General features: G+C 57.3%; 15 protein-coding genes. 13 read left to right on the top strand and 2 right to left on the bottom strand.

Annotation, left to right across the window (positions count from 1 at the left end; all coding sequences use genetic code 11):
* The first annotated feature begins 97 nt into the window (after positions 1 to 97).
* The 4 genes from ACOT0L_RS22760 to gntU all read left to right on the top strand — a co-directional run bounded on the left by ACOT0L_RS22760 (position 98) and on the right by gntU (position 3878).
* A complete protein-coding gene (locus tag ACOT0L_RS22760; RefSeq protein WP_003861565.1) occupies positions 98 to 793 on the top strand; it encodes a pirin family protein in 696 nt (231 codons plus the stop codon).
* A gap of 91 nt (positions 794 to 884) precedes the next feature.
* Positions 885 to 1880, top strand: coding sequence for a gluconate operon transcriptional repressor GntR (gene gntR, locus ACOT0L_RS22755; RefSeq protein ID WP_003861567.1), 996 nt, complete (start codon positions 885 to 887; stop codon positions 1878 to 1880).
* 126 nt (positions 1881 to 2006) lie between these two features.
* A complete protein-coding gene (gene gntK / locus ACOT0L_RS22750; RefSeq protein WP_003861569.1) occupies positions 2007 to 2534 on the top strand; it encodes a gluconokinase in 528 nt (175 codons plus the stop codon).
* Positions 2535 to 2537: 3 nt separating this feature from the next.
* Positions 2538 to 3878 (top strand): gluconate transporter, encoded by a 1341-nt coding sequence (gntU, locus tag ACOT0L_RS22745; RefSeq protein WP_017693851.1) that lies wholly within the window; start codon positions 2538 to 2540, stop codon positions 3876 to 3878.
* Between the two features lie 105 nt (positions 3879 to 3983).
* On the opposite strand, the gene yhgN is transcribed toward gntU, so the two are convergent.
* Complete coding sequence (yhgN, locus tag ACOT0L_RS22740; RefSeq protein ID WP_003861574.1) at positions 3984 to 4577, bottom strand: NAAT family transporter YhgN; 594 nt, start codon at positions 4575 to 4577, stop codon at positions 3984 to 3986.
* Positions 4578 to 4755: 178 nt separating this feature from the next.
* Here yhgN and asd point away from each other — a divergent pair, with 178 nt between their 5' ends.
* The 6 genes from asd to glgP all read left to right on the top strand — a co-directional run bounded on the left by asd (position 4756) and on the right by glgP (position 15467).
* The gene (gene asd, locus ACOT0L_RS22735) at positions 4756 to 5859 is read left to right on the top strand and encodes an aspartate-semialdehyde dehydrogenase (protein ID WP_022649649.1); all 1104 of its coding nucleotides are present in this window, start codon (positions 4756 to 4758) and stop codon (positions 5857 to 5859) included.
* 239 nt (positions 5860 to 6098) lie between these two features.
* Complete coding sequence (gene glgB, locus ACOT0L_RS22730) at positions 6099 to 8285, top strand: 1,4-alpha-glucan branching enzyme (protein ID WP_023298793.1); 2187 nt, start codon at positions 6099 to 6101, stop codon at positions 8283 to 8285.
* On the top strand, positions 8282 to 10255 hold the full coding sequence (gene glgX, locus ACOT0L_RS22725) for a glycogen debranching protein GlgX (protein ID WP_126504327.1): 1974 nt from the start codon (positions 8282 to 8284) through the stop codon (positions 10253 to 10255). The genes glgB and glgX overlap by 4 nt, the downstream gene beginning before the upstream one ends.
* Positions 10256 to 10272: 17 nt before the next feature.
* On the top strand, positions 10273 to 11568 hold the full coding sequence (glgC, locus tag ACOT0L_RS22720; RefSeq protein WP_003861582.1) for a glucose-1-phosphate adenylyltransferase: 1296 nt from the start codon (positions 10273 to 10275) through the stop codon (positions 11566 to 11568).
* Positions 11568 to 13001, top strand: coding sequence for a glycogen synthase GlgA (glgA, locus tag ACOT0L_RS22715; RefSeq protein WP_022649646.1), 1434 nt, complete (start codon positions 11568 to 11570; stop codon positions 12999 to 13001). The genes glgC and glgA overlap by 1 nt, the downstream gene beginning before the upstream one ends.
* Before the next feature lie 18 nt (positions 13002 to 13019).
* A complete protein-coding gene (gene glgP / locus ACOT0L_RS22710) occupies positions 13020 to 15467 on the top strand; it encodes a glycogen phosphorylase (protein ID WP_023307123.1) in 2448 nt (815 codons plus the stop codon).
* A gap of 90 nt (positions 15468 to 15557) precedes the next feature.
* On the opposite strand, the gene glpD is transcribed toward glgP, so the two are convergent.
* The gene (glpD, locus tag ACOT0L_RS22705) at positions 15558 to 17066 is read right to left on the bottom strand and encodes a glycerol-3-phosphate dehydrogenase (protein WP_126504329.1); all 1509 of its coding nucleotides are present in this window, start codon (positions 17064 to 17066) and stop codon (positions 15558 to 15560) included.
* A gap of 285 nt (positions 17067 to 17351) precedes the next feature.
* On the opposite strand from glpD, the gene glpE reads away from it, so the two are divergent.
* The 3 genes from glpE to ACOT0L_RS22690 are packed head-to-tail and all read left to right on the top strand — an operon-like array spanning position 17352 to position 19337.
* Positions 17352 to 17684, top strand: coding sequence for a thiosulfate sulfurtransferase GlpE (glpE, locus tag ACOT0L_RS22700; RefSeq protein WP_022649643.1), 333 nt, complete (start codon positions 17352 to 17354; stop codon positions 17682 to 17684).
* Between the two features lie 47 nt (positions 17685 to 17731).
* The gene (gene glpG, locus ACOT0L_RS22695) at positions 17732 to 18562 is read left to right on the top strand and encodes a rhomboid family intramembrane serine protease GlpG (protein WP_022649642.1); all 831 of its coding nucleotides are present in this window, start codon (positions 17732 to 17734) and stop codon (positions 18560 to 18562) included.
* Between the two features lie 16 nt (positions 18563 to 18578).
* A complete protein-coding gene (locus ACOT0L_RS22690; protein WP_022649641.1) occupies positions 18579 to 19337 on the top strand; it encodes a DeoR/GlpR family transcriptional regulator in 759 nt (252 codons plus the stop codon).
* Positions 19338 to 19443: the final 106 nt, after the last annotated feature.

Below are 19443 nucleotides of genomic sequence, written 5' to 3'. Positions count from 1 at the left end.
CTAAATTTTTGAACAGAGGAGTCAATTTTCACCCTCTATGATCCCTGAGCGTTTGCGTCCACACTTACTCCATCGAAACGAACTGAGGGTGAAAACAATGATCTACTTACGCAAAGCAAACGAACGTGGTCACGCGAATCATGGCTGGCTGGACTCATGGCATTCATTCTCGTTTGCCGACTACTACGACCCGAACTTCATGGGCTTCTCCGCGCTGCGCGTCATTAACGACGACGTGATTGATGCAGGCCAGGGCTTCGGTACCCACCCGCACAAGGACATGGAAATCCTGACCTATGTGCTGGAAGGGGCGGTTGAGCACCAGGACAGCATGGGCAATAAAGAGCAGGTTCCGGCGGGCGAGTTCCAGATTATGAGCGCGGGGACCGGGGTGCGTCACTCTGAGTACAACCCGAGCAAAACGGAAAAACTGCACCTGTATCAAATCTGGATCATTCCAGAAGAGACCGGCATCACGCCACGCTACGAACAGCGCCGCTTCGATGCGAAACAAGGTAAACAGCTGGTGCTCTCCCCGGATGCGCGTGAAGGTTCCCTGAAAGTGCATCAGGATATGGAGCTGTACCGCTGGGCGCTGGCGAAAGATGAACAGTCTGTGCACCAGATCGCCGCCAACCGCCGCGTCTGGATCCAGGTGGTGAAAGGCGAGGTGTCCATCAACGGCACCAAAGCCACCACCGCCGATGGCCTGGCAGTCTGGGATGAGCAGGCGCTCTCCGTGCATGCCGACAGCGAAAGTGAAATTCTGCTGTTTGATCTGCCGCCGGTCTAAATAATTTCTCAACCTTCCCTTTAAACGGGGAAGGTTGAGCTTTGTCCGTGATAAACTGAGCAAATCTCTCACTTCAAGATTTCTCAGGACGATGAAAAAGAAACGCCCCGTACTTCAGGATGTCGCCGATCGCGTCGGTGTGACCAAAATGACGGTCAGCCGTTTTTTACGTAACCCGGAGCAGGTTTCCGTGGCGTTGCGTGGCAAGATTGCCGCCGCCCTTGATGAACTGGGTTATATCCCCAACCGCGCGCCCGATATTCTCTCCAATGCGACCAGCCGTGCGGTGGGCGTCCTGCTTCCTTCCTTAACCAACCAGGTTTTCGCTGAAGTGCTGCGTGGCATCGAAAGCGTGACCGATGCCTTTGGTTATCAGACCATGCTCGCCCACTATGGGTACAAGCCGGAACTGGAAGAGGAACGTCTTGAATCGATGCTTTCCTGGAACATTGACGGCCTGATTTTAACGGAACGTACTCACACCCCGCGCACGCTGAAAATGATTGAAGTGGCAGGCATTCCGGTGGTGGAGCTGATGGACAGCCAGTCGCCGTGCCTCGACATCGCCGTGGGGTTCGATAACTTTGAAGCGGCGCGTCAGATGACGGCGGCGATCATCGCCCGCGGTCATCGCCATGTGGCCTATCTGGGTGCGCGTCTGGATGAACGTACTATCATCAAACAGAAGGGATACGAGCAGGCGATGCTCGACGCCGGTTTAACCCCGTACAGCGTGATGGTGGAGCAATCTTCCTCTTATACGTCGGGTATTGAGCTGATGCGTCAGGCGCGACGCGAGTATCCGCAACTGGACGGTATTTTCTGTACCAACGATGACCTTGCGGTCGGCGCCGCGTTTGAGTGTCAGCGCCTGGGTTTAAAAATCCCGGATGATATGGCGATTGCCGGCTTCCACGGCCACGACATTGGCCAGGTGATGGAGCCGCGTCTGGCAAGCGTCCTGACCCCGCGTGAACGCATGGGCCGCATTGGTGCAGAACGCCTGCTGGCGCGCATTCGTGGTGAGGCAGTTACCCCTAAAATGTTAGATTTAGGTTTCACCTTGTCACCGGGTGGATCTATTTAATCCGACAAATTTGAAGTAGCTCACACTTATTCACTTCGCGCACGTTTGGATATTGCTTCTCTTATGCCCCGGCAGGACAATGTTACCGATAACTGTTACCCGTAACAATTGACTGAGGGACACCCTTTGAGCACGACTAATCACGATCACCACGTTTACGTCCTGATGGGCGTGTCCGGTAGCGGTAAATCTGCCGTGGCGAGCGAAGTGGCGCATCAACTCCAGGCTGCGTTTCTTGATGGTGACTTCCTCCATCCGCGCAGCAACATCATGAAAATGGCTTCCGGCGAGCCGCTGAATGACGACGACCGCAAACCCTGGTTGCAGGCGCTGAATGATGCCGCGTTCGCGATGCAGCGCACCAATAAAGTCTCCCTGATAGTCTGTTCCGCGCTGAAAAAAACCTATCGCGACCTGCTGCGCGATGGCAACCCGAACCTCTCTTTCATCTACCTGAAAGGCGATTTCGGGGTAATTGAAAGCCGCCTGAAGGCGCGTAAAGGCCACTTCTTCAAAACCCAGATGCTGGTAACGCAGTTCGAAGCGTTGCAGGAGCCGGGGGCTGACGAACAGGATGTCTTAGTGGTTGATATCGATCAGCCGCTGGAAGGTGTTGTTGCCAGCACCATCGAGGTTATTAATAAAAGGCAGTAAGTTTTGAGTACATTAACGCTAGTTTTGACAGCAGTGGGTTCCGTATTGCTGCTGCTGTTTTTAGTGATGAAGGCACGTATGCACGCCTTCGTTGCTTTGATGGTGGTTTCTATTGGTGCCGGTCTCTTTTCCGGAATGCCGCTCGACAAAATTGCGGCGACGATGGAAAAAGGGATGGGCGGCACGCTCGGCTTCCTGGCCATCGTAGTCGCGCTCGGCGCGATGTTTGGCAAGATTTTGCACGAGACGGGCGCGGTCGATCAGATTGCCGTCAAGATGCTGAAATCCTTCGGACACAGCCGTGCGCACTACGCGATTGGTCTGGCTGGTCTGATTTGCGCGCTGCCGCTGTTCTTTGAAGTGGCGGTGGTGCTGCTGATTAGCGTGGCGTTCTCCATGGCACGCCATACCGGTACCAACCTCGTGAAGCTGGTCATTCCGCTGTTTGCGGGCGTGGCGGCGGCGGCGGCGTTTCTGCTGCCGGGGCCTGCGCCGATGCTGCTGGCTTCCCAGATGCATGCTGACTTTGGCTGGATGATCCTGATTGGCCTGTGTGCGGCGATCCCGGGGATGATTATCGCCGGTCCGCTGTGGGGCAACTTCATTAGCCGTTACGTTGAGCTGCACATTCCGGATGACATCTCCGAGCCGCACCTGGGCGAGGGCAAAATGCCGTCCTTCGGCTTCAGTCTGTCGCTGATCCTGCTGCCGCTGGTGCTGGTGGGCCTGAAAACCATCGCCGCGCGTTTTGTGCCGGTGGGGTCAACCGCTTACGAATGGTTCGAATTTATTGGCCATCCGTTCACTGCGATCCTGGTGGCGTGTCTGGTCGCGATTTACGGGCTGGCGATGCGTCAGGGCATGCCAAAAGATCGCGTGATGGAGATATGCGGTGCCGCGCTACAACCGGCGGGTATTATTCTGCTGGTGATCGGGGCGGGCGGCGTGTTCAAGCAGGTGCTGGTGGATTCCGGCGTTGGCCCGGCGCTGGGCGAAGCGCTGACCGGAATGGGCCTGCCGATTGCGGTCACCTGCTTCGTGCTGGCCGCGGCGGTGCGTATCATTCAGGGCTCCGCGACCGTGGCGTGCTTAACCGCGGTGGGGCTGGTGATGCCGGTGATTGAACAGCTGAACTACTCCGGCGCGCAGATGGCGGCGCTCTCTATCTGTATCGCGGGCGGCTCGATTGTGGTATCTCACGTGAACGACGCAGGCTTCTGGCTGTTCGGTAAATTTACCGGCGCAACCGAAGCGCAAACCCTGAAAACCTGGACGCTGATGGAAACCATCCTTGGCACGACGGGTGCGGTTGTCGGGATGATTGCGTTTACGCTGCTGAGCTAACGAGACCGTATTTTGTCGGGTGGCGGCTTCGCCTTACCCGACCTACAAAAAAATCAGGTCCCGTAGGCTGGGTAAGCGTAAGCGCCACCCGGCTTTTTTACATCTTCACCCTTTCATCCATGCCCGGATCCCATCCAGGAACATCTGCGTCGCCATCATCACCAGAATCAGCCCCATCAGGCGCTCGAGGGCGTTCACCCCTTTCTCGCCCAGCAGGCGCAGGAACAGCGACGACTGCAGCAGAATAATAAATGTCCCGCCCCAGGCGATCAGCAGGGCAATGACCAGGTGGCTCATCTGATTCGGGTACTGATGCGACAGCAGCATCAGCGTCGCCAGAATCGTTGGCCCGGCGACCAGCGGAATCGCCAGCGGCACGATAAACGGTTCTTCACCCGCAGGCAGGCCGCTGCTGCTGCCTTCCGCGCTCGGGAAAATCATCTTTATGGCAATCAGGAACAAAATGATCCCGCCGGAAATGGAGACCGTTTCGGCACGTAAGTTCAGGAAAGCGAGGATTTTTTCACCGGCGAACAGGAAGATAAACATCACCAGCAGGGCGATGAGCAACTCGCGGATCATGATCGCCCGACGGCGCTTCGGCTCGGTGTGCTTCAGCACCGACATGAAGATCGGCAGATTACCGAGCGGATCCATAATCAGGATCAATAAAACCGCTGCGGAAATGATTTCACTCATCTTAAATTATCCCTGATACTTATTGTGGTCATTGCGATGATTAGCATTTTTACTGATTGCCGGGCAATCATCGATTAATTTCGCTTGCGACTTTGGCAGCATTTTGTAATGTGAAGCATATCCCAGTTCAATACTGGCTTGCACAATCAGCACACACCCCTTGCAGGAAAAAAATGCTATGAAAAACGTTGGTTTTATCGGCTGGCGCGGTATGGTCGGCTCTGTACTCATGCAACGCATGGTTGAAGAGCGCGATTTCGACGCCATCCGCCCGGTCTTCTTCTCCACTTCCCAGCTCGGCCAGGCTGCACCGTCCTTTGGTGGTACCACAGGCACGTTGCAGGATGCTTACGATCTGGAAGCGCTGAAGGCACTCGACATTATTGTGACCTGCCAGGGCGGCGATTATACCAACGAAATTTATCCGAAGCTGCGTGAAAGCGGCTGGCAGGGCTACTGGATTGACGCGGCCTCTTCGCTGCGTATGAAAGACGATGCCATCATCATTCTCGACCCGGTTAACCAGGATGTCATTACCGACGGCCTGAACAACGGCGTGAAAACGTTTGTTGGCGGTAACTGCACCGTCAGCCTGATGCTGATGTCCCTCGGCGGCCTGTTCGCACAGGATCTGGTGGAGTGGGTCTCCGTAGCGACCTATCAGGCGGCGTCCGGCGGCGGCGCGCGTCATATGCGCGAGCTGCTGACCCAGATGGGCCAGCTGCACCAGAGCGTCGCGACCGAGCTGGCAAACCCGGCGTCCGCGATCCTCGATATCGAGCGTAAAGTCACTCAGCTCACCCGCAGCGGCGAGTTGCCGGTGGATAACTTTGGCGTACCGCTGGCTGGCGGCCTGATACCGTGGATCGACAAACAGCTGGATAACGGCCAGACCCGCGAAGAGTGGAAGGGCCAGGCTGAGACCAACAAAATCCTCGCCACCGCGAACACCATTCCGGTTGACGGTCTGTGCGTGCGTATCGGCGCGCTGCGCTGCCACAGCCAGGCTTTCACCATTAAACTGAAAAAAGATGTGTCTATTCCTACCGTGGAAGAGCTGCTGGCCGCGCACAACCCGTGGGCGAAAGTGGTGCCAAACGATCGCGATATCACCATGCGCGAACTGACCCCGGCAGCCGTTACCGGCACGCTGACCACCCCGGTTGGCCGCCTGCGCAAGCTGAACATGGGACCGGAGTACCTCTCCGCGTTCACCGTTGGCGACCAGCTTCTTTGGGGTGCCGCCGAGCCGCTGCGCCGCATGCTGCGCCAGCTGGCGTAATAATTTGTTAAACACCGGGGGTGAATGTCACCCCCTTTTTTTGCGTACTACATGGAGTAAAACGCAGATGTCTTATTTTTTATCAGGAGGGCCCACGACGTTGGCTATGCTTTAAGGAAGATTTATTTCTCACCTGAGGGTAGGGCGGAGCAGAGAGGATTAACTGCACCGTTTAGGTCACATTAAAAGTCGTCCCGGAGCGCGTAAAAAGGGCGACATAAAAAAACAGGATGAATACCATGTCCGATCGTATTTCGAGAGACGTGATTAATGCGCTTATTGCGGGTCACTTTGCCGACCCCTTTTCTGTGCTAGGGATGCACCGTACAGAGGCCGGACTGGAAGTTCGGGCGCTGTTACCGGATGCAACAGAAGTGTGGGTTATCGAACCCAAAACCGGCCGCAAGGTGGGTAATCTGGAATGCCTCGACTCGCGTGGCTTCTTCTCGGGCGTCATGCCCCGCCGTAAAAATCCTTTTCGTTATCAGCTTGCCGTTATCTGGCACGGTCAGCAAAACCTGATTGATGATCCCTATAGCTTCGGCCCGCTCTTAAAAGAGATGGACGCCTGGCTGCTGTCCGAAGGGACCCATTTACGCCCCTACGAAACGCTGGGTGCCCATGCGGATACCATGGACGGTATCACCGGCACGCGCTTTGCCGTATGGGCGCCAAACGCCCAGCGCGTCTCCGTCGTCGGGCAGTTCAACTACTGGGACGGTCGTCGTCACCCCATGCGCCTGCGCCGGGAAACCGGCATCTGGGAGCTGTTTATCCCCGGCGCGCACAATGGTCAGCTCTACAAATTCGAGATGATCGATGCCAACGGCAAGCTGCGTATTAAATCCGACCCGTACGCCTTTGAGGCCGAACTGCGCCCGAATACCGCCTCGCTGATTTGCGGCCTGCCGGAGAAGGTTGTCCAGAGCGAGGAGCGCAAGCAGGCCAATCGCTTTGATGCGCCGATCTCCGTCTATGAAGTGCATCTCGGCTCCTGGCGTCGCCACACCGATAACAACTTCTGGCTGAGCTATCGCGAGCTGGCGGACCAGCTGGTGCCGTACGCCAAATGGATGGGCTTTACCCATCTGGAGCTGCTGCCAATCAACGAACACCCGTTCGACGGTAGCTGGGGCTATCAGCCGACCGGGCTATATGCGCCTACGCGCCGCTTCGGCACGCGCGATGACTTCCGCTATTTCATTGATGCCGCGCACGCCGCCGGACTGAACGTGATCCTCGACTGGGTGCCGGGCCACTTCCCGTCGGATGATTTTGCGCTGGCAGAGTTTGACGGTACGAAGCTGTACGAGCACAGCGATCCGCGCGAAGGCTATCACCAGGACTGGAACACGCTGATCTACAACTACGGTCGCCGCGAAGTGTCGAACTACCTGGTCGGGAACGCGCTGTACTGGATCGAACGTTTCGGCATTGATGCCCTGCGCGTCGATGCAGTGGCGTCGATGATCTACCGCGACTACAGCCGCAAAGAGGGTGAGTGGATCCCAAACGAGTATGGCGGGCGTGAAAACCTCGAAGCGATTGAGTTTCTGCGCAACACCAACCGCATTATCGGCGAGCAGGTGGAAGGCGCCGTGACCATGGCTGAAGAGTCAACCGACTTCCCGGGCGTTTCCCGTCCACCGGCAATGGGCGGCCTGGGCTTCTGGTACAAGTGGAACCTCGGCTGGATGCACGACACGCTCGACTACATGAAGCTTGACCCGGTTTATCGTCAGTATCACCACGATAAGCTCACCTTCGGGCTGCTCTACAACTACACCGAAAACTTCATGCTGCCGCTGTCGCACGATGAAGTGGTACACGGCAAGAAATCCGTTCTCGACCGCATGCCGGGGGACGCGTGGCAGAAGTTTGCCAACCTGCGCGCCTATTACGGCTGGATGTTCGCCTTCCCGGGCAAAAAGCTGCTGTTTATGGGCAACGAATTTGCGCAAGGGCGCGAATGGAACCACGACACCAGCCTTGACTGGCATCTGCTGGAAGGCGCGGACAACTGGCACCACGGCGTGCAGCGTCTGGTTCGCGACCTGAACCTGACCTATCGCCACCACAAAGCGCTGCACGAGCTGGACTTCGATCCGTACGGCTTTGAGTGGCTGGTGGTGGACGACCACGAGCGCTCGGTGTTTGTCTTTGTACGACGTGATAAAGCCGGTAACGAGATCATCGTCGCCAGCAACTTCACGCCGATACCGCGCGAACACTACCGCTTCGGCATAAACCAGCCGGGCAAATGGCGCGAAATCCTTAACACCGACTCCATGCACTACCACGGCAGCAACGCCGGTAACGGTGGCCTGGTACAGAGCGACGCCATCGAAAGCCACGGTCGTCCGAACTCCCTTGGCCTGACGCTGCCGCCGCTGAGCACAATCTGGCTGGTGCGGGAGGGAGAATGACGCAGCTCTCGGCAGGTAAACCCGAACCGCTCGGGGCGAGTTTTGACGGAAAGGGGGTGAACTTTACGCTCTTTTCTGCCCACGCTGAGCGGGTGGAACTCTGTGTGTTTGACGGGGAAGGTAACGAACACCGTTACGATTTACCGGCGCGCACGGGGGATACCTGGCATGGCTACCTGCCCGGAGGACGGTCGGGGATGCACTACGGTTTTCGCGTTCACGGCCCCTGGGAGCCCTCTCAGGGGCACTGGTTTAACCCGGCGAAGCTGCTGATTGACCCATGTGCGCACCGCGTGGACGGCGAGTTTAAAGACGACCCGCTGTTCCACGTTGGCTACGGCGAACCAGACCACCGCGACAGCGCACCCGTCGCGCCCAAAAGCGTGGTGGTACACGATCTCTACGACTGGGAAGACGATGCCCCGCCGCGCACGCCGTGGGGCAACACCGTTATTTATGAAGCCCACGTCAAAGGGCTGACGTATCTGCATCCGTCAATCCCCAAAGAGATGCGCGGCACCTACAAAGCGCTTGGGCATCCGACGATGGTCGCGTACCTGAAGCACTTAGGGATCACCGCCCTGGAGCTGTTGCCCGTGGCGCATTTTGCCAGCGAGCCGCGGCTGCAGCGTCTTGGGTTAAGCAACTACTGGGGCTACAACCCGCTGGCGATGTTCGCCCTCGACCCGCGCTACGCGGTGCATCCGGAGAAGGCGCGGGATGAGTTTCGCGATGCGGTGAAGGCGCTTCACGCGGCGGGTATCGAGGTCATTCTGGACGTGGTGTTGAACCACAGTGCAGAAAGCGATCTTGATGGCCCGACGCTCTCACAGCGCGGAATCGATAACCGTAGCTATTATTGGATCAGGGACGACGGCGATTACGAGAACTGGACCGGGTGCGGTAACACCCTCAACCTCAGTCATCCGGCCGTTACGCATTACGCGTACGTGTGCCTGAAATACTGGGTTGAGACGTTCCACGTGGACGGTTTTCGTTTCGACCTGGCGCCGGTAATGGGGCGCACCCCGGCGTTCAGCCAGCAGGCGCCGCTGTTTGAGGCCATCAAAAACTGTCCGGTGCTTTCAAAGGTGAAGCTGATTGCGGAGCCCTGGGACATCGGCGAGGGCGGCTATCAGGTGGGGAACTTCCCGCCGCTGTTTGCCGAGTGGAACGACCACTTCCGCGATGCCGTCCGCCGCTTCTGGCTGACGCGCGATCTGTCGCTGGGGGAGTTTGCCGGTCGCTTTGCCGGCTCCAGCGATCTCTTTAAGCGTGACGGCAAACGTCCGTCGGCCACCATTAATCTGGTGACGGCGCACGACGGTTTTACGCTGCGCGACTGCGTTTGTTTCAATCAGAAACACAATGAGGCAAACGGCGAAGAGAATCGCGATGGGACTAACAACAACCATAGCTTTAACCATGGTATAGAAGGGTTAGGCGGAAGTCTGGATGTGATCGAGCGGCGACGCGCCAGCGTTCATGCGCTGCTGACGACGCTTTTGTTGTCGCAGGGCACGCCGATGCTGCTGGCGGGCGATGAGCACGGTCACAGCCAGCACGGCAACAACAACGCCTATTGCCAGGACAACACCTTGACCTGGCTCAACTGGGAAGAAGCGAACAGCGGGTTGACCCATTTCACCGCGGCGCTGATCCATCTCCGCCAGCACATCCCCGCGCTCACCGCCGACTGCTGGTGGGAAGAGGGCGACGGCAACGTTCGCTGGCTGAATAAAGACGCGCAACCGTTAAGCGCGCAAGAGTGGCAACACGGCATACCCTGTCTGCAAATCCTGCTTTCGGATGCGTGGCTGGTGACGCTGAACGCGACGGATGACGTCGCAGAGATTGTTTTACCTGACGGGGAATGGCGAGCCATTCCTCCCTTTGCCGGAGCGGATAATCCGGTTGTTATGGCTGTCTGGCACGGGCCTGCGCACGGAGTGTGCGTATTCCAAAGATGATAAAAAAGGAGTTAGTCATGGTTAGATTAGAGAAGAACGATCCGTTAATGTTGGCGCGCCAGCTACCATTAAAAACAGTTGCCCTGATCCTCGCGGGCGGGCGTGGTACCCGTCTGAAAGATTTGACCATCAAGCGCGCCAAACCGGCCGTTCACTTTGGTGGTAAGTTCCGTATTATCGATTTTGCACTCTCCAACTGCCTGAACTCAGGCATTCGCCGTATTGGCGTCATTACCCAGTATCAGTCGCACACGCTGGTGCAGCACATTCAGCGCGGCTGGTCATTCTTCAGCGAAGAGATGAACGAGTTTGTCGATCTGCTCCCGGCGCAGCAGCGCGTTCACGGGGAGAACTGGTACCGCGGCACGGCGGATGCCGTGACCCAGAACCTCGACATCATTCGCCGCTACAACGCGGAATACATCGTTATCCTCGCCGGGGACCACATCTACAAGCAAGATTACTCCCACATGCTGATCGACCACGTCGAAAAAGGTGCGCGCTGCACCGTGGCGTGTCTGCCGGTGCCTGTTGCAGAAGCAACCGCGTTTGGCGTGATGCATGTAGATGGCGACGACAAGATTATCGACTTTGTCGAAAAACCGGCGAATCCGCCAACCATGCCGGGAGACGACACCAAATCGCTCGCCAGCATGGGGATCTATGTCTTTGATGCCGATTATCTTTATGAGCTGCTGGAAGAAGACGACAAAGACGAAAACTCCAGCCACGACTTCGGTAAAGACATCATCCCGAAAATTACCAAAGCTGGCATGGCGTATGCACATCCTTTCCCATTGTCCTGCGTGCAGTCCGATCCGAATGCGGAACCTTACTGGCGCGACGTCGGCACGCTGGAAGCCTACTGGAAAGCCAACCTCGATTTGGCATCTGTGACGCCTGAACTGGATATGTACGACCAGAACTGGCCGATTCGCACCCATATGGAATCGCTGCCGCCGGCGAAGTTCGTCCAGGATCGCTCCGGCAGCCACGGTATGACGCTGAACTCGCTGGTCTCTGGCGGGTGCATTATCTCCGGTTCGGTGGTGGTGCAGTCCGTGCTGTTCCCGCGCGTGCGTATAAACTCATTCTGTAATATCGATTCGGCAGTCCTGCTGCCGGATGTCTGGGTAGGGCGCTCATGTCGTCTGCGTCGCTGCGTTATCGACCGTGCCTGCGTCATTCCCGAAGGGATGGTGATTGGGGAAAACGCGGAAGAAGATGCACGTCGTTTCTACCGATCGGAAGAGGGGATCGTGTTAGTAACACGGGAAATGTTGCGGAAGCTGCAAATCAAACAGGAGCGATGATGCAGGTTTTACACGTATGTTCTGAGATGTTCCCGTTGTTAAAAACGGGCGGACTGGCGGATGTTCTTGGTGCATTACCGGCGGCGCAAATTGCCGGAGGGGTGGATACCCGCGTGTTGTTACCCGCTTTTCCGGATATCCGGCGTGGTATTCCCGATGCGAAGGTTGTTACCCGCCGCGAGACCTTCGCGGGACGTATCACCCTGCTGTTTGGACATTACAATGGCGTAGGGATTTACCTGATTGATGCGCCGCATTTATACGACCGACCCGGCAGCCCGTATCACGATACCAACCTGTACGCCTATACCGATAACGTGCTGCGCTTTGCCCTGCTCGGCTGGGTGGGGGCGGAGATGGCCGTCGGGCTGGATCCGTTCTGGCGTCCGAACGTGGTGCACGCGCACGACTGGCATGCGGGGCTGGCTCCTGCGTATCTGGCGGCGAAAGGACACCCGGCGAAATCGGTGTTTACGGTGCACAACCTGGCGTATCAGGGCATGTATTACGCGCATCATATGAATGACATCGATCTGCCATGGTCGTTCTTTAACATGCACGGACTGGAGTTTAACGGACAGATTTCGTTCCTGAAGGCCGGTCTGTACTACGCCGACCACATCACGGCGGTCAGCCCAACCTACGCGCGGGAAATTACCCAGCCGGAGTTCGGTTACGGTATGGAAGGGCTACTGCAACAGCGCCACCGTGAAGGTCGTCTGTCGGGCATTCTGAACGGCGTGGATGAACAGATCTGGAATCCGGAAACGGACCTCCTGCTGGCAGCGCGCTATGGTCGCGACTCCGTGGAGGACAAAGCGGAGAACAAGCGTCAGCTACAGATTGCGATGGGGCTGAAGGTCAACGACAAGGTACCGCTGTTTGCGGTGGTCAGCCGCCTGACCAGCCAGAAAGGGCTGGATCTGGTGCTGGAAGCGCTGCCGGGATTACTGGAGCAGGGTGGGCAGCTGGCGCTGCTCGGCGCGGGCGACCCGGTATTGCAGGAAGGTTTCCTCGCGGCCGCGGCGGAACATCCGGGGCAGGTGGGCGTGCAGATTGGCTATCACGAAGCGTTCTCGCACCGCATCATGGGCGGCGCAGACGTGATTCTGGTGCCGAGCCGTTTCGAGCCCTGCGGCCTGACGCAGCTCTATGGTCTGAAATACGGCACGCTGCCGCTGGTACGCCGCACGGGCGGGCTGGCGGATACGGTGTCTGACAGCTCCCTGGAAAACCTGGCGGATGGTATCGCCAGCGGGTTTGTTTTCGAGGACAGTAATGCCTGGTCGCTACTTCGGGCGATCCGGCGTGCTTTCGTCTTGTGGTCCCGTCCATCCCTGTGGCGTTACGTACAACGTCAGGCGATGTCCATGGACTTTGGCTGGCACGTTGCGGCGCAGTCCTACCGCGACCTTTATCAACGCTTGATGTAACGAGGCGAAGTTACTGATATGAATGCTCCATTTAGCTACTCTTCCCCCACGCTCAGCGTTGAGGCGTTGAAACACTCCATCGCCTATAAGCTGATGTTTACCATTGGGAAAGATCCCGTTATTGCCAACAAACATGAGTGGCTGAACGCCACGCTGTTTGCGGTGCGTGACCGTATGGTCGAACGCTGGCTGCGCTCCAACCGCGCCCAGCTCTCGCAGGAGACGCGACAGGTGTATTACCTGTCGATGGAGTTTTTGATTGGTCGCACCCTCTCCAATGCGCTGTTATCGCTCGGGATTTATGACGACGTCAAAAACGCACTGGAAGAGATGGGGCTGGACTTAGAAGAGCTGATTGACGAAGAGAACGACCCGGGGCTGGGTAACGGTGGTCTCGGGCGTCTTGCCGCCTGCTTCCTCGATTCACTGGCGACGCTGGCGCTGCCGGGACGCGGGTACGGTATTCGCTACGACTACGGCATGTTCAAGCAGAACATCGTTGATGGGCGTCAGAAAGAGTCGCCGGACTACTGGCTGGAGTACGGTAACCCGTGGGAGTTCAAGCGCCACAACACGCGCTACAAGGTGCGTTTTGGCGGGCGTATTCAGCAGGAAGGGAAAAAATCCCGCTGGGTGGAAACCGAAGAGATCCTCGCCGTGGCCTATGACCAGATTATCCCCGGCTACGACACCGATGCGACCAACACGCTGCGTCTGTGGAACGCGCAGGCCAGTAGCGAGATCAACCTCGGTAAATTCAATCAGGGCGACTACTTCGCGGCGGTGGAAGATAAAAACCACTCTGAGAACGTGTCCCGCGTCCTTTATCCGGATGACTCGACCTACTCGGGCCGCGAGCTGCGTCTGCGTCAGGAGTATTTCCTCGTCTCGGCAACGATTCAGGATATCCTTAGCCGTCACTATCAGCTGCACAAAACCTATGCGAATCTGGCGGAAAAAACCGCGATTCACCTCAACGATACCCATCCGGTGCTGTCGATCCCTGAGCTGATGCGCCTGCTGATTGACGAGCATAAGTTCAGCTGGGATGACGCGTTTGAAGTGACCTGCCAGGTGTTCTCGTACACCAACCATACGCTGATGAGTGAAGCGCTGGAGACGTGGCCGGTGGATATGCTCGGCAAAATTCTGCCGCGCCACCTGCAAATCATCTTCGAGATCAACGACTACTTCCTCAAGACCTTGCAGGAGCAGTACCCGAACGATACCGGCCTGCTGAGCCGCGCCTCGATCATTGATGAATCCAATGGTCGCCGCGTACGCATGGCCTGGCTGGCGGTGGTGATCAGCCATAAGGTCAACGGGGTTTCAGAGCTGCATTCGAACCTGATGGTGCAGTCGCTGTTTGCAGACTTTGCGAAGATCTTCCCGACGCGTTTCTGCAACGTGACCAACGGCGTCACCCCGCGCCGCTGGCTGGCGCTGGCGAACCAGCCGCTGTCTGACGTGCTGGACGAAAATATCGGCCGCACCTGGCGCACCGATTTGAGCCAGCTGAGCGAGCTTGAACAACACATTGATTTTCCGACGGTGAACAAAGCCGTGCGGGAAGCCAAGCTGCTGAACAAGAAACGGCTGTCAGTCTGGCTGGCGATGCATCTCAACGTGGTGGCGAACCCGAAAGCGCTGTTCGACGTGCAGATCAAACGTATCCACGAGTACAAGCGTCAGCTGATGAACGTCCTGCACGTCATCACTCACTACAACCGCATTAAGGCTGACCCGACGGCGGAGTGGGTGCCGCGCGTGAAAATCTTTGCCGGTAAGGCGGCCTCCGCGTACTACATGGCGAAGCACATCATTCATCTTATCAACGATGTGGCGAAGGTCGTGAACCAGGATCCGGACATTGGCGACAAGCTGAAAGTGGTGTTTATCCCGAACTACAGCGTAAGCCTGGCGCAGCTGATTATTCCGGCGGCGGATCTCTCAGAGCAGATTTCCACGGCGGGGACGGAAGCATCCGGCACCAGCAACATGAAGTTTGCCCTGAACGGCGCGCTGACCATCGGCACGCTGGACGGCGCAAATGTCGAAATGCTGGAGCATGTGGGCGCGGAGAATATCTTTATCTTCGGGAATACGGCGGAAGAGGTGGAGGCGCTGCGCAAGCAGGGCTACTCGCCGCGTGAGTATTATGAAGAGGATGAAGAGTTACGCCAGGTGCTGACGCAAATCGCCACCGGGGTGTTTAACCCTGAGGAGCCTGGGCGCTATCGTGACCTGGTGGACTCGCTGATTAACTTTGGCGATCACTATCAGGTGCTGGCGGATTACCGCAGCTACGTGGATTGTCAGGATAAGGTGGACGAACTGTACCGTCAGCAGGAGAAGTGGACCAGCGCCGCGATGCATAACATCGCCAACATGGGATACTTCTCGTCAGACAGGACCATCAAAGAGTATGCCGAGAATATCTGGCATATTGATCCGGTGAGGTTGTAAAACAAAGCCGGGTGGCGGCTCCGCCTTACCCGGCCTACTCGATCCTGTAGGCCCGGTAAGCGCAGCGCCACCGGGCATTTTTTGTCACCCTCAGGACGCCAGTGACAATTCACGCTTTCCCGCATGTTGTTGCAACCACTGCGCCACGCGAGACTGCTGCTCGGCATTCAGCCACATCCCTTCTTTAGTACGACGCCAGATGGCATCGTCCAGACGGCGCACCCATTCGTGTTCCACCAGGTAGCGCAGTTCCGCTTCGTACAGCTCATGGCCAAAATGCTCGCCCAGATCTGCAATCTCTTTCGCGTCGCCGAGGAACAGTTCGGTATTGCTGCCGTAGGTGCGGGCGTAGTGGCGCGCCATTCCTTCGGTAATGAACGGGAAGCGGCGACGCAGCTTCGCGGCGTAATCGTCGCGGTTATTGCCGATATCGCCGCCAGGCAGCACGGCGCCTTTCGTCCACGCCGGGCCGATGCCTTTGTAATACGGCGCCAGTTTTTCCAGCGCATGCTCCGCCAGTTTACGGTAGGTGGTGAGCTTACCGCCAAACACCGACAGCAGCGGCGCCTGACCGTCTACGTCATGAATATCAAGCGTATAGTCACGGGTGATGGCCTGCGGTGAGTCAGACTCGTCATCACACAGCGGACGCACGCCGGAGTAGGTCCAGACCACGTCATCGCGCGCCAGCTGTTTCTTAAAGTGTGCGTTGTACACTTTCAGCAGGTAGCTGACTTCGCTCTCTTCAATCTCAACGTTTTTCGGATCGCCTTTGTACTCCACGTCAGTGGTGCCGATGATGGAGAACTCGTCCATCCACGGGATCACAAACACGATGCGCTTGTCTTCGTTTTGCAGGATATAAGCCTGCTTCTGGGTATGCACGCGCGGCACCACAATGTGGCTGCCCTTGATCAGGCGGATGCCGTACGGAGAAGGCAGGTGCATACCGTCATCGAAGAACTGTTTCACCCACGGGCCGGTGGCGTTCACCAGGCCGCGCGCTTTCCAGCTAAACTTCTCGCCGGTATCCACGTCTTCCACTTCCACGATCCACAGGCCGTTTTCGCGGCGCGCGGCGATCGCGCGGGTACGGGTTTTCACCTCGCCGCCTTTCTTCTCGACCATCTGCGCGTTAGCCAGCACCAGACGCGCATCGTCCACCCAGCAGTCGGAATATTCGAAACCGCGCACGATTTCAGGCTTAAGGACCGATTCTGAGCCAAAACGCAAACCGGTCGAACCCGGCAGGCTGGTGCGTTTACCCAGATGATCGTACATGAACAGGCCGATGCGGATCATCCACGCCGGACGCAGGTGCGGGCGGTGGGGCAGGCGGAAGCGCATCGGGATCGCCAGATGCGGAGCCATTTTCAGCAGCACTTCGCGTTCGGCCAGCGCTTCGCTGACCAGGCGGAATTCGTAGTGTTCCAGGTAGCGCAGGCCTCCGTGGATCAGCTTGGAGCTGGCGGACGACGTCGCGCAGGCGAGATCGTTAGCTTCCAGCATCAGCACGGATAAACCGCGTCCTGCGGCATCAACCGCAATACCGGCACCGTTGATGCCCCCGCCTATCACAATCAGATCTTTGGTTTCCATAACACCCTCATGCACTTTCGTTAAAGCTCAAAAATGTTCGATATCGCTCATAATAGCAAAGGAACGCGCTTTTGGTAACATCAAAAAAACAATTTAGAGTGATATGGATAACATAATGGCGTTTACCCGCCGCCAGGACGTACACTACGGGGTAAAATGGTGCGGTCTGATGCCCTCACCCCAGCCCTCTCCCACGGGGAGAGGGTGATCCGTTTCCCTCTCCCTCCGGGAGAGGGTAGGGTGAGGGGAAAACCGCACCACACCTGAATATAAGATGAGAACACCATGGATCAGTTTGAATGTATTAACGTAGAAGAAGCCCATCAGAAGATGCACCAGAAAACCGCGGTGCTGGTGGATATCCGCGATCCGCAGAGCTTTGCGATGGGCCACACGCCGGGCGCGTTCCATCTCACCAACGACACGCTGGGCGCGTTTATGCGCGATAACGACTTCGACACGCCGGTGATGGTGATGTGCTATCACGGCAACAGCAGTAAAGGCGCGGCGCAGTATCTGCTCCAGCAGGGTTACGACGCGGTATACAGCGTCGATGGCGGCTTCGATGCATGGCATCGTCATTTCCCGGCAGAAGTTGAATACGCGTTTGAGCGCTGATCCCGCTATACTGTCCCCTTTTGTGTGGAAATAAGCGACCGCTGCCCATGTTGATGATCACCTCTTTTAGCAACCCGCGCGTCGCCCAGGCGTTTGTCGACTATATGGCGACGCAGGGCATTATCCTGACTATTCAGCAGCATACACAGACGGATGTCTGGCTGGCAGACGAAAGCCAGGCTGGGCGCGTGAACGCCGAGCTGGCGCGTTTCCTGGAAAACCCGGGCGACCCGCGTTATCTGGCAGCAAGCTGGCAATCCGGCCAGACCGACAGTGGCCTGCACTATCAACGTTTTCCGTTTCTCGCCACCCTCCGCGAGCGCGCAGGACCGTTTACGCTGCTTTTGATGGCAGCCTGCATCATCGTCTTCATTATTATGAGCGTGGTGGGCGACCAGAGCGTGATGATTGCCCTCGCATGGCCGTACGATCCCTCCCTGCAATTTGACGTCTGGCGCTACTTCACGCATGCGCTGATGCACTTCTCGGTGATGCATATCCTCTTTAACCTGCTGTGGTGGTGGTATCTCGGCGGAGCAGTGGAGAAGCGGCTCGGCAGCGGCAAGCTGATTGTGATCACCCTTATCAGCGCCCTGTTAAGCGGCTATGTGCAGCATAAATTCAGCGGTCCGTGGTTTGGCGGGTTATCCGGCGTGGTGTACGCCCTGATGGGTTACGCCTGGCTCAGAGGCGAGCGCGACCCGGAAAGCGGCATCTATTTACAACGTGGATTAATAACCTTTGCGTTAATATGGCTTATTGCCGGATGGTTTGATCTGTTTGGTATGTCTATCGCCAATGGTGCGCACGTTACCGGCCTGGCGGTCGGGCTGGCGATGGCGCTGGCCGATACGCTCCATGCGCGAAAACGAACATAATTCCCAGGGATATTTCATGAAACAAACACAACGTCATGACGCCATTATCGAACTGGTAAAAAAACAGGGATACGTCAGTACTGAAGAGCTGGTGGAGCAGTTTGCCGTCAGCCCGCAAACCATCCGTCGTGACCTCAACGACCTGGCCGATCAGAACCGTATTCTGCGCCATCACGGCGGCGCGGCGCTGCCGTCCAGCTCGGTGAACACCTCATGGCATGACCGTAAGGCGACGCAAACGGCAGAGAAAGAGCGTATCGCCCGTAAAGTGGCGAGCCAGATCCCGAACGGCGCGACGCTGTTTATTGATATCGGCACCACGCCGGAAGCGGTCGCCCATGCGCTGCTGAACCATGAGAACCTCCGCGTGGTGACCAACAACCTGAACGTGGCCAACACGTTGATGCAGAAAGACGATTTTCGCATCATCCTCGCGGGCGGCGAACTGCGCAGCCGCGACGGGGGCATTATCGGCGAAGCGACGCTCGATTTTATCTCTCAGTTCCGCCTCGACTTCGGCATTCTGGGGATCAGCGGCATCGACACCGACGGCTCGCTGCTGGAGTTTGATTACCACGAGGTGCGCACCAAGCGCGCGATTATTGAGAACTCACGCCATGTGATGCTGGTGGTGGATCACTCCAAGTTTGGTCGTAACGCGATGGTGAACATGGGCAGCATTAGCATGGTTAATGCGGTCTACACCGACGAGATGCCGCCGGCGGGCGTGTTGCAGGTGATTAAGGATAACAATTTGCAGCTGGAGTTGTGCTAGCGGTTGTGTCGGGTGGCGCTGCGCTTACCCGACCTACAAATTGTTCTCCCTCTCCCTGTGGGCTGAGGGTTCCCCACAAATTAATGCGAGCACTGAGCAATCCCCT

The sequence above is a fragment of the Enterobacter cloacae complex sp. XAL002 genome, assembly GCF_049236805.1.
In the GTDB taxonomy this organism is placed as follows: domain Bacteria; phylum Pseudomonadota; class Gammaproteobacteria; order Enterobacterales; family Enterobacteriaceae; genus Enterobacter; species Enterobacter intestinihominis.
The sequence above is the reverse complement of the archived record's forward strand: the minus strand, read 5'-3'. Positions and strand labels throughout refer to the sequence as shown.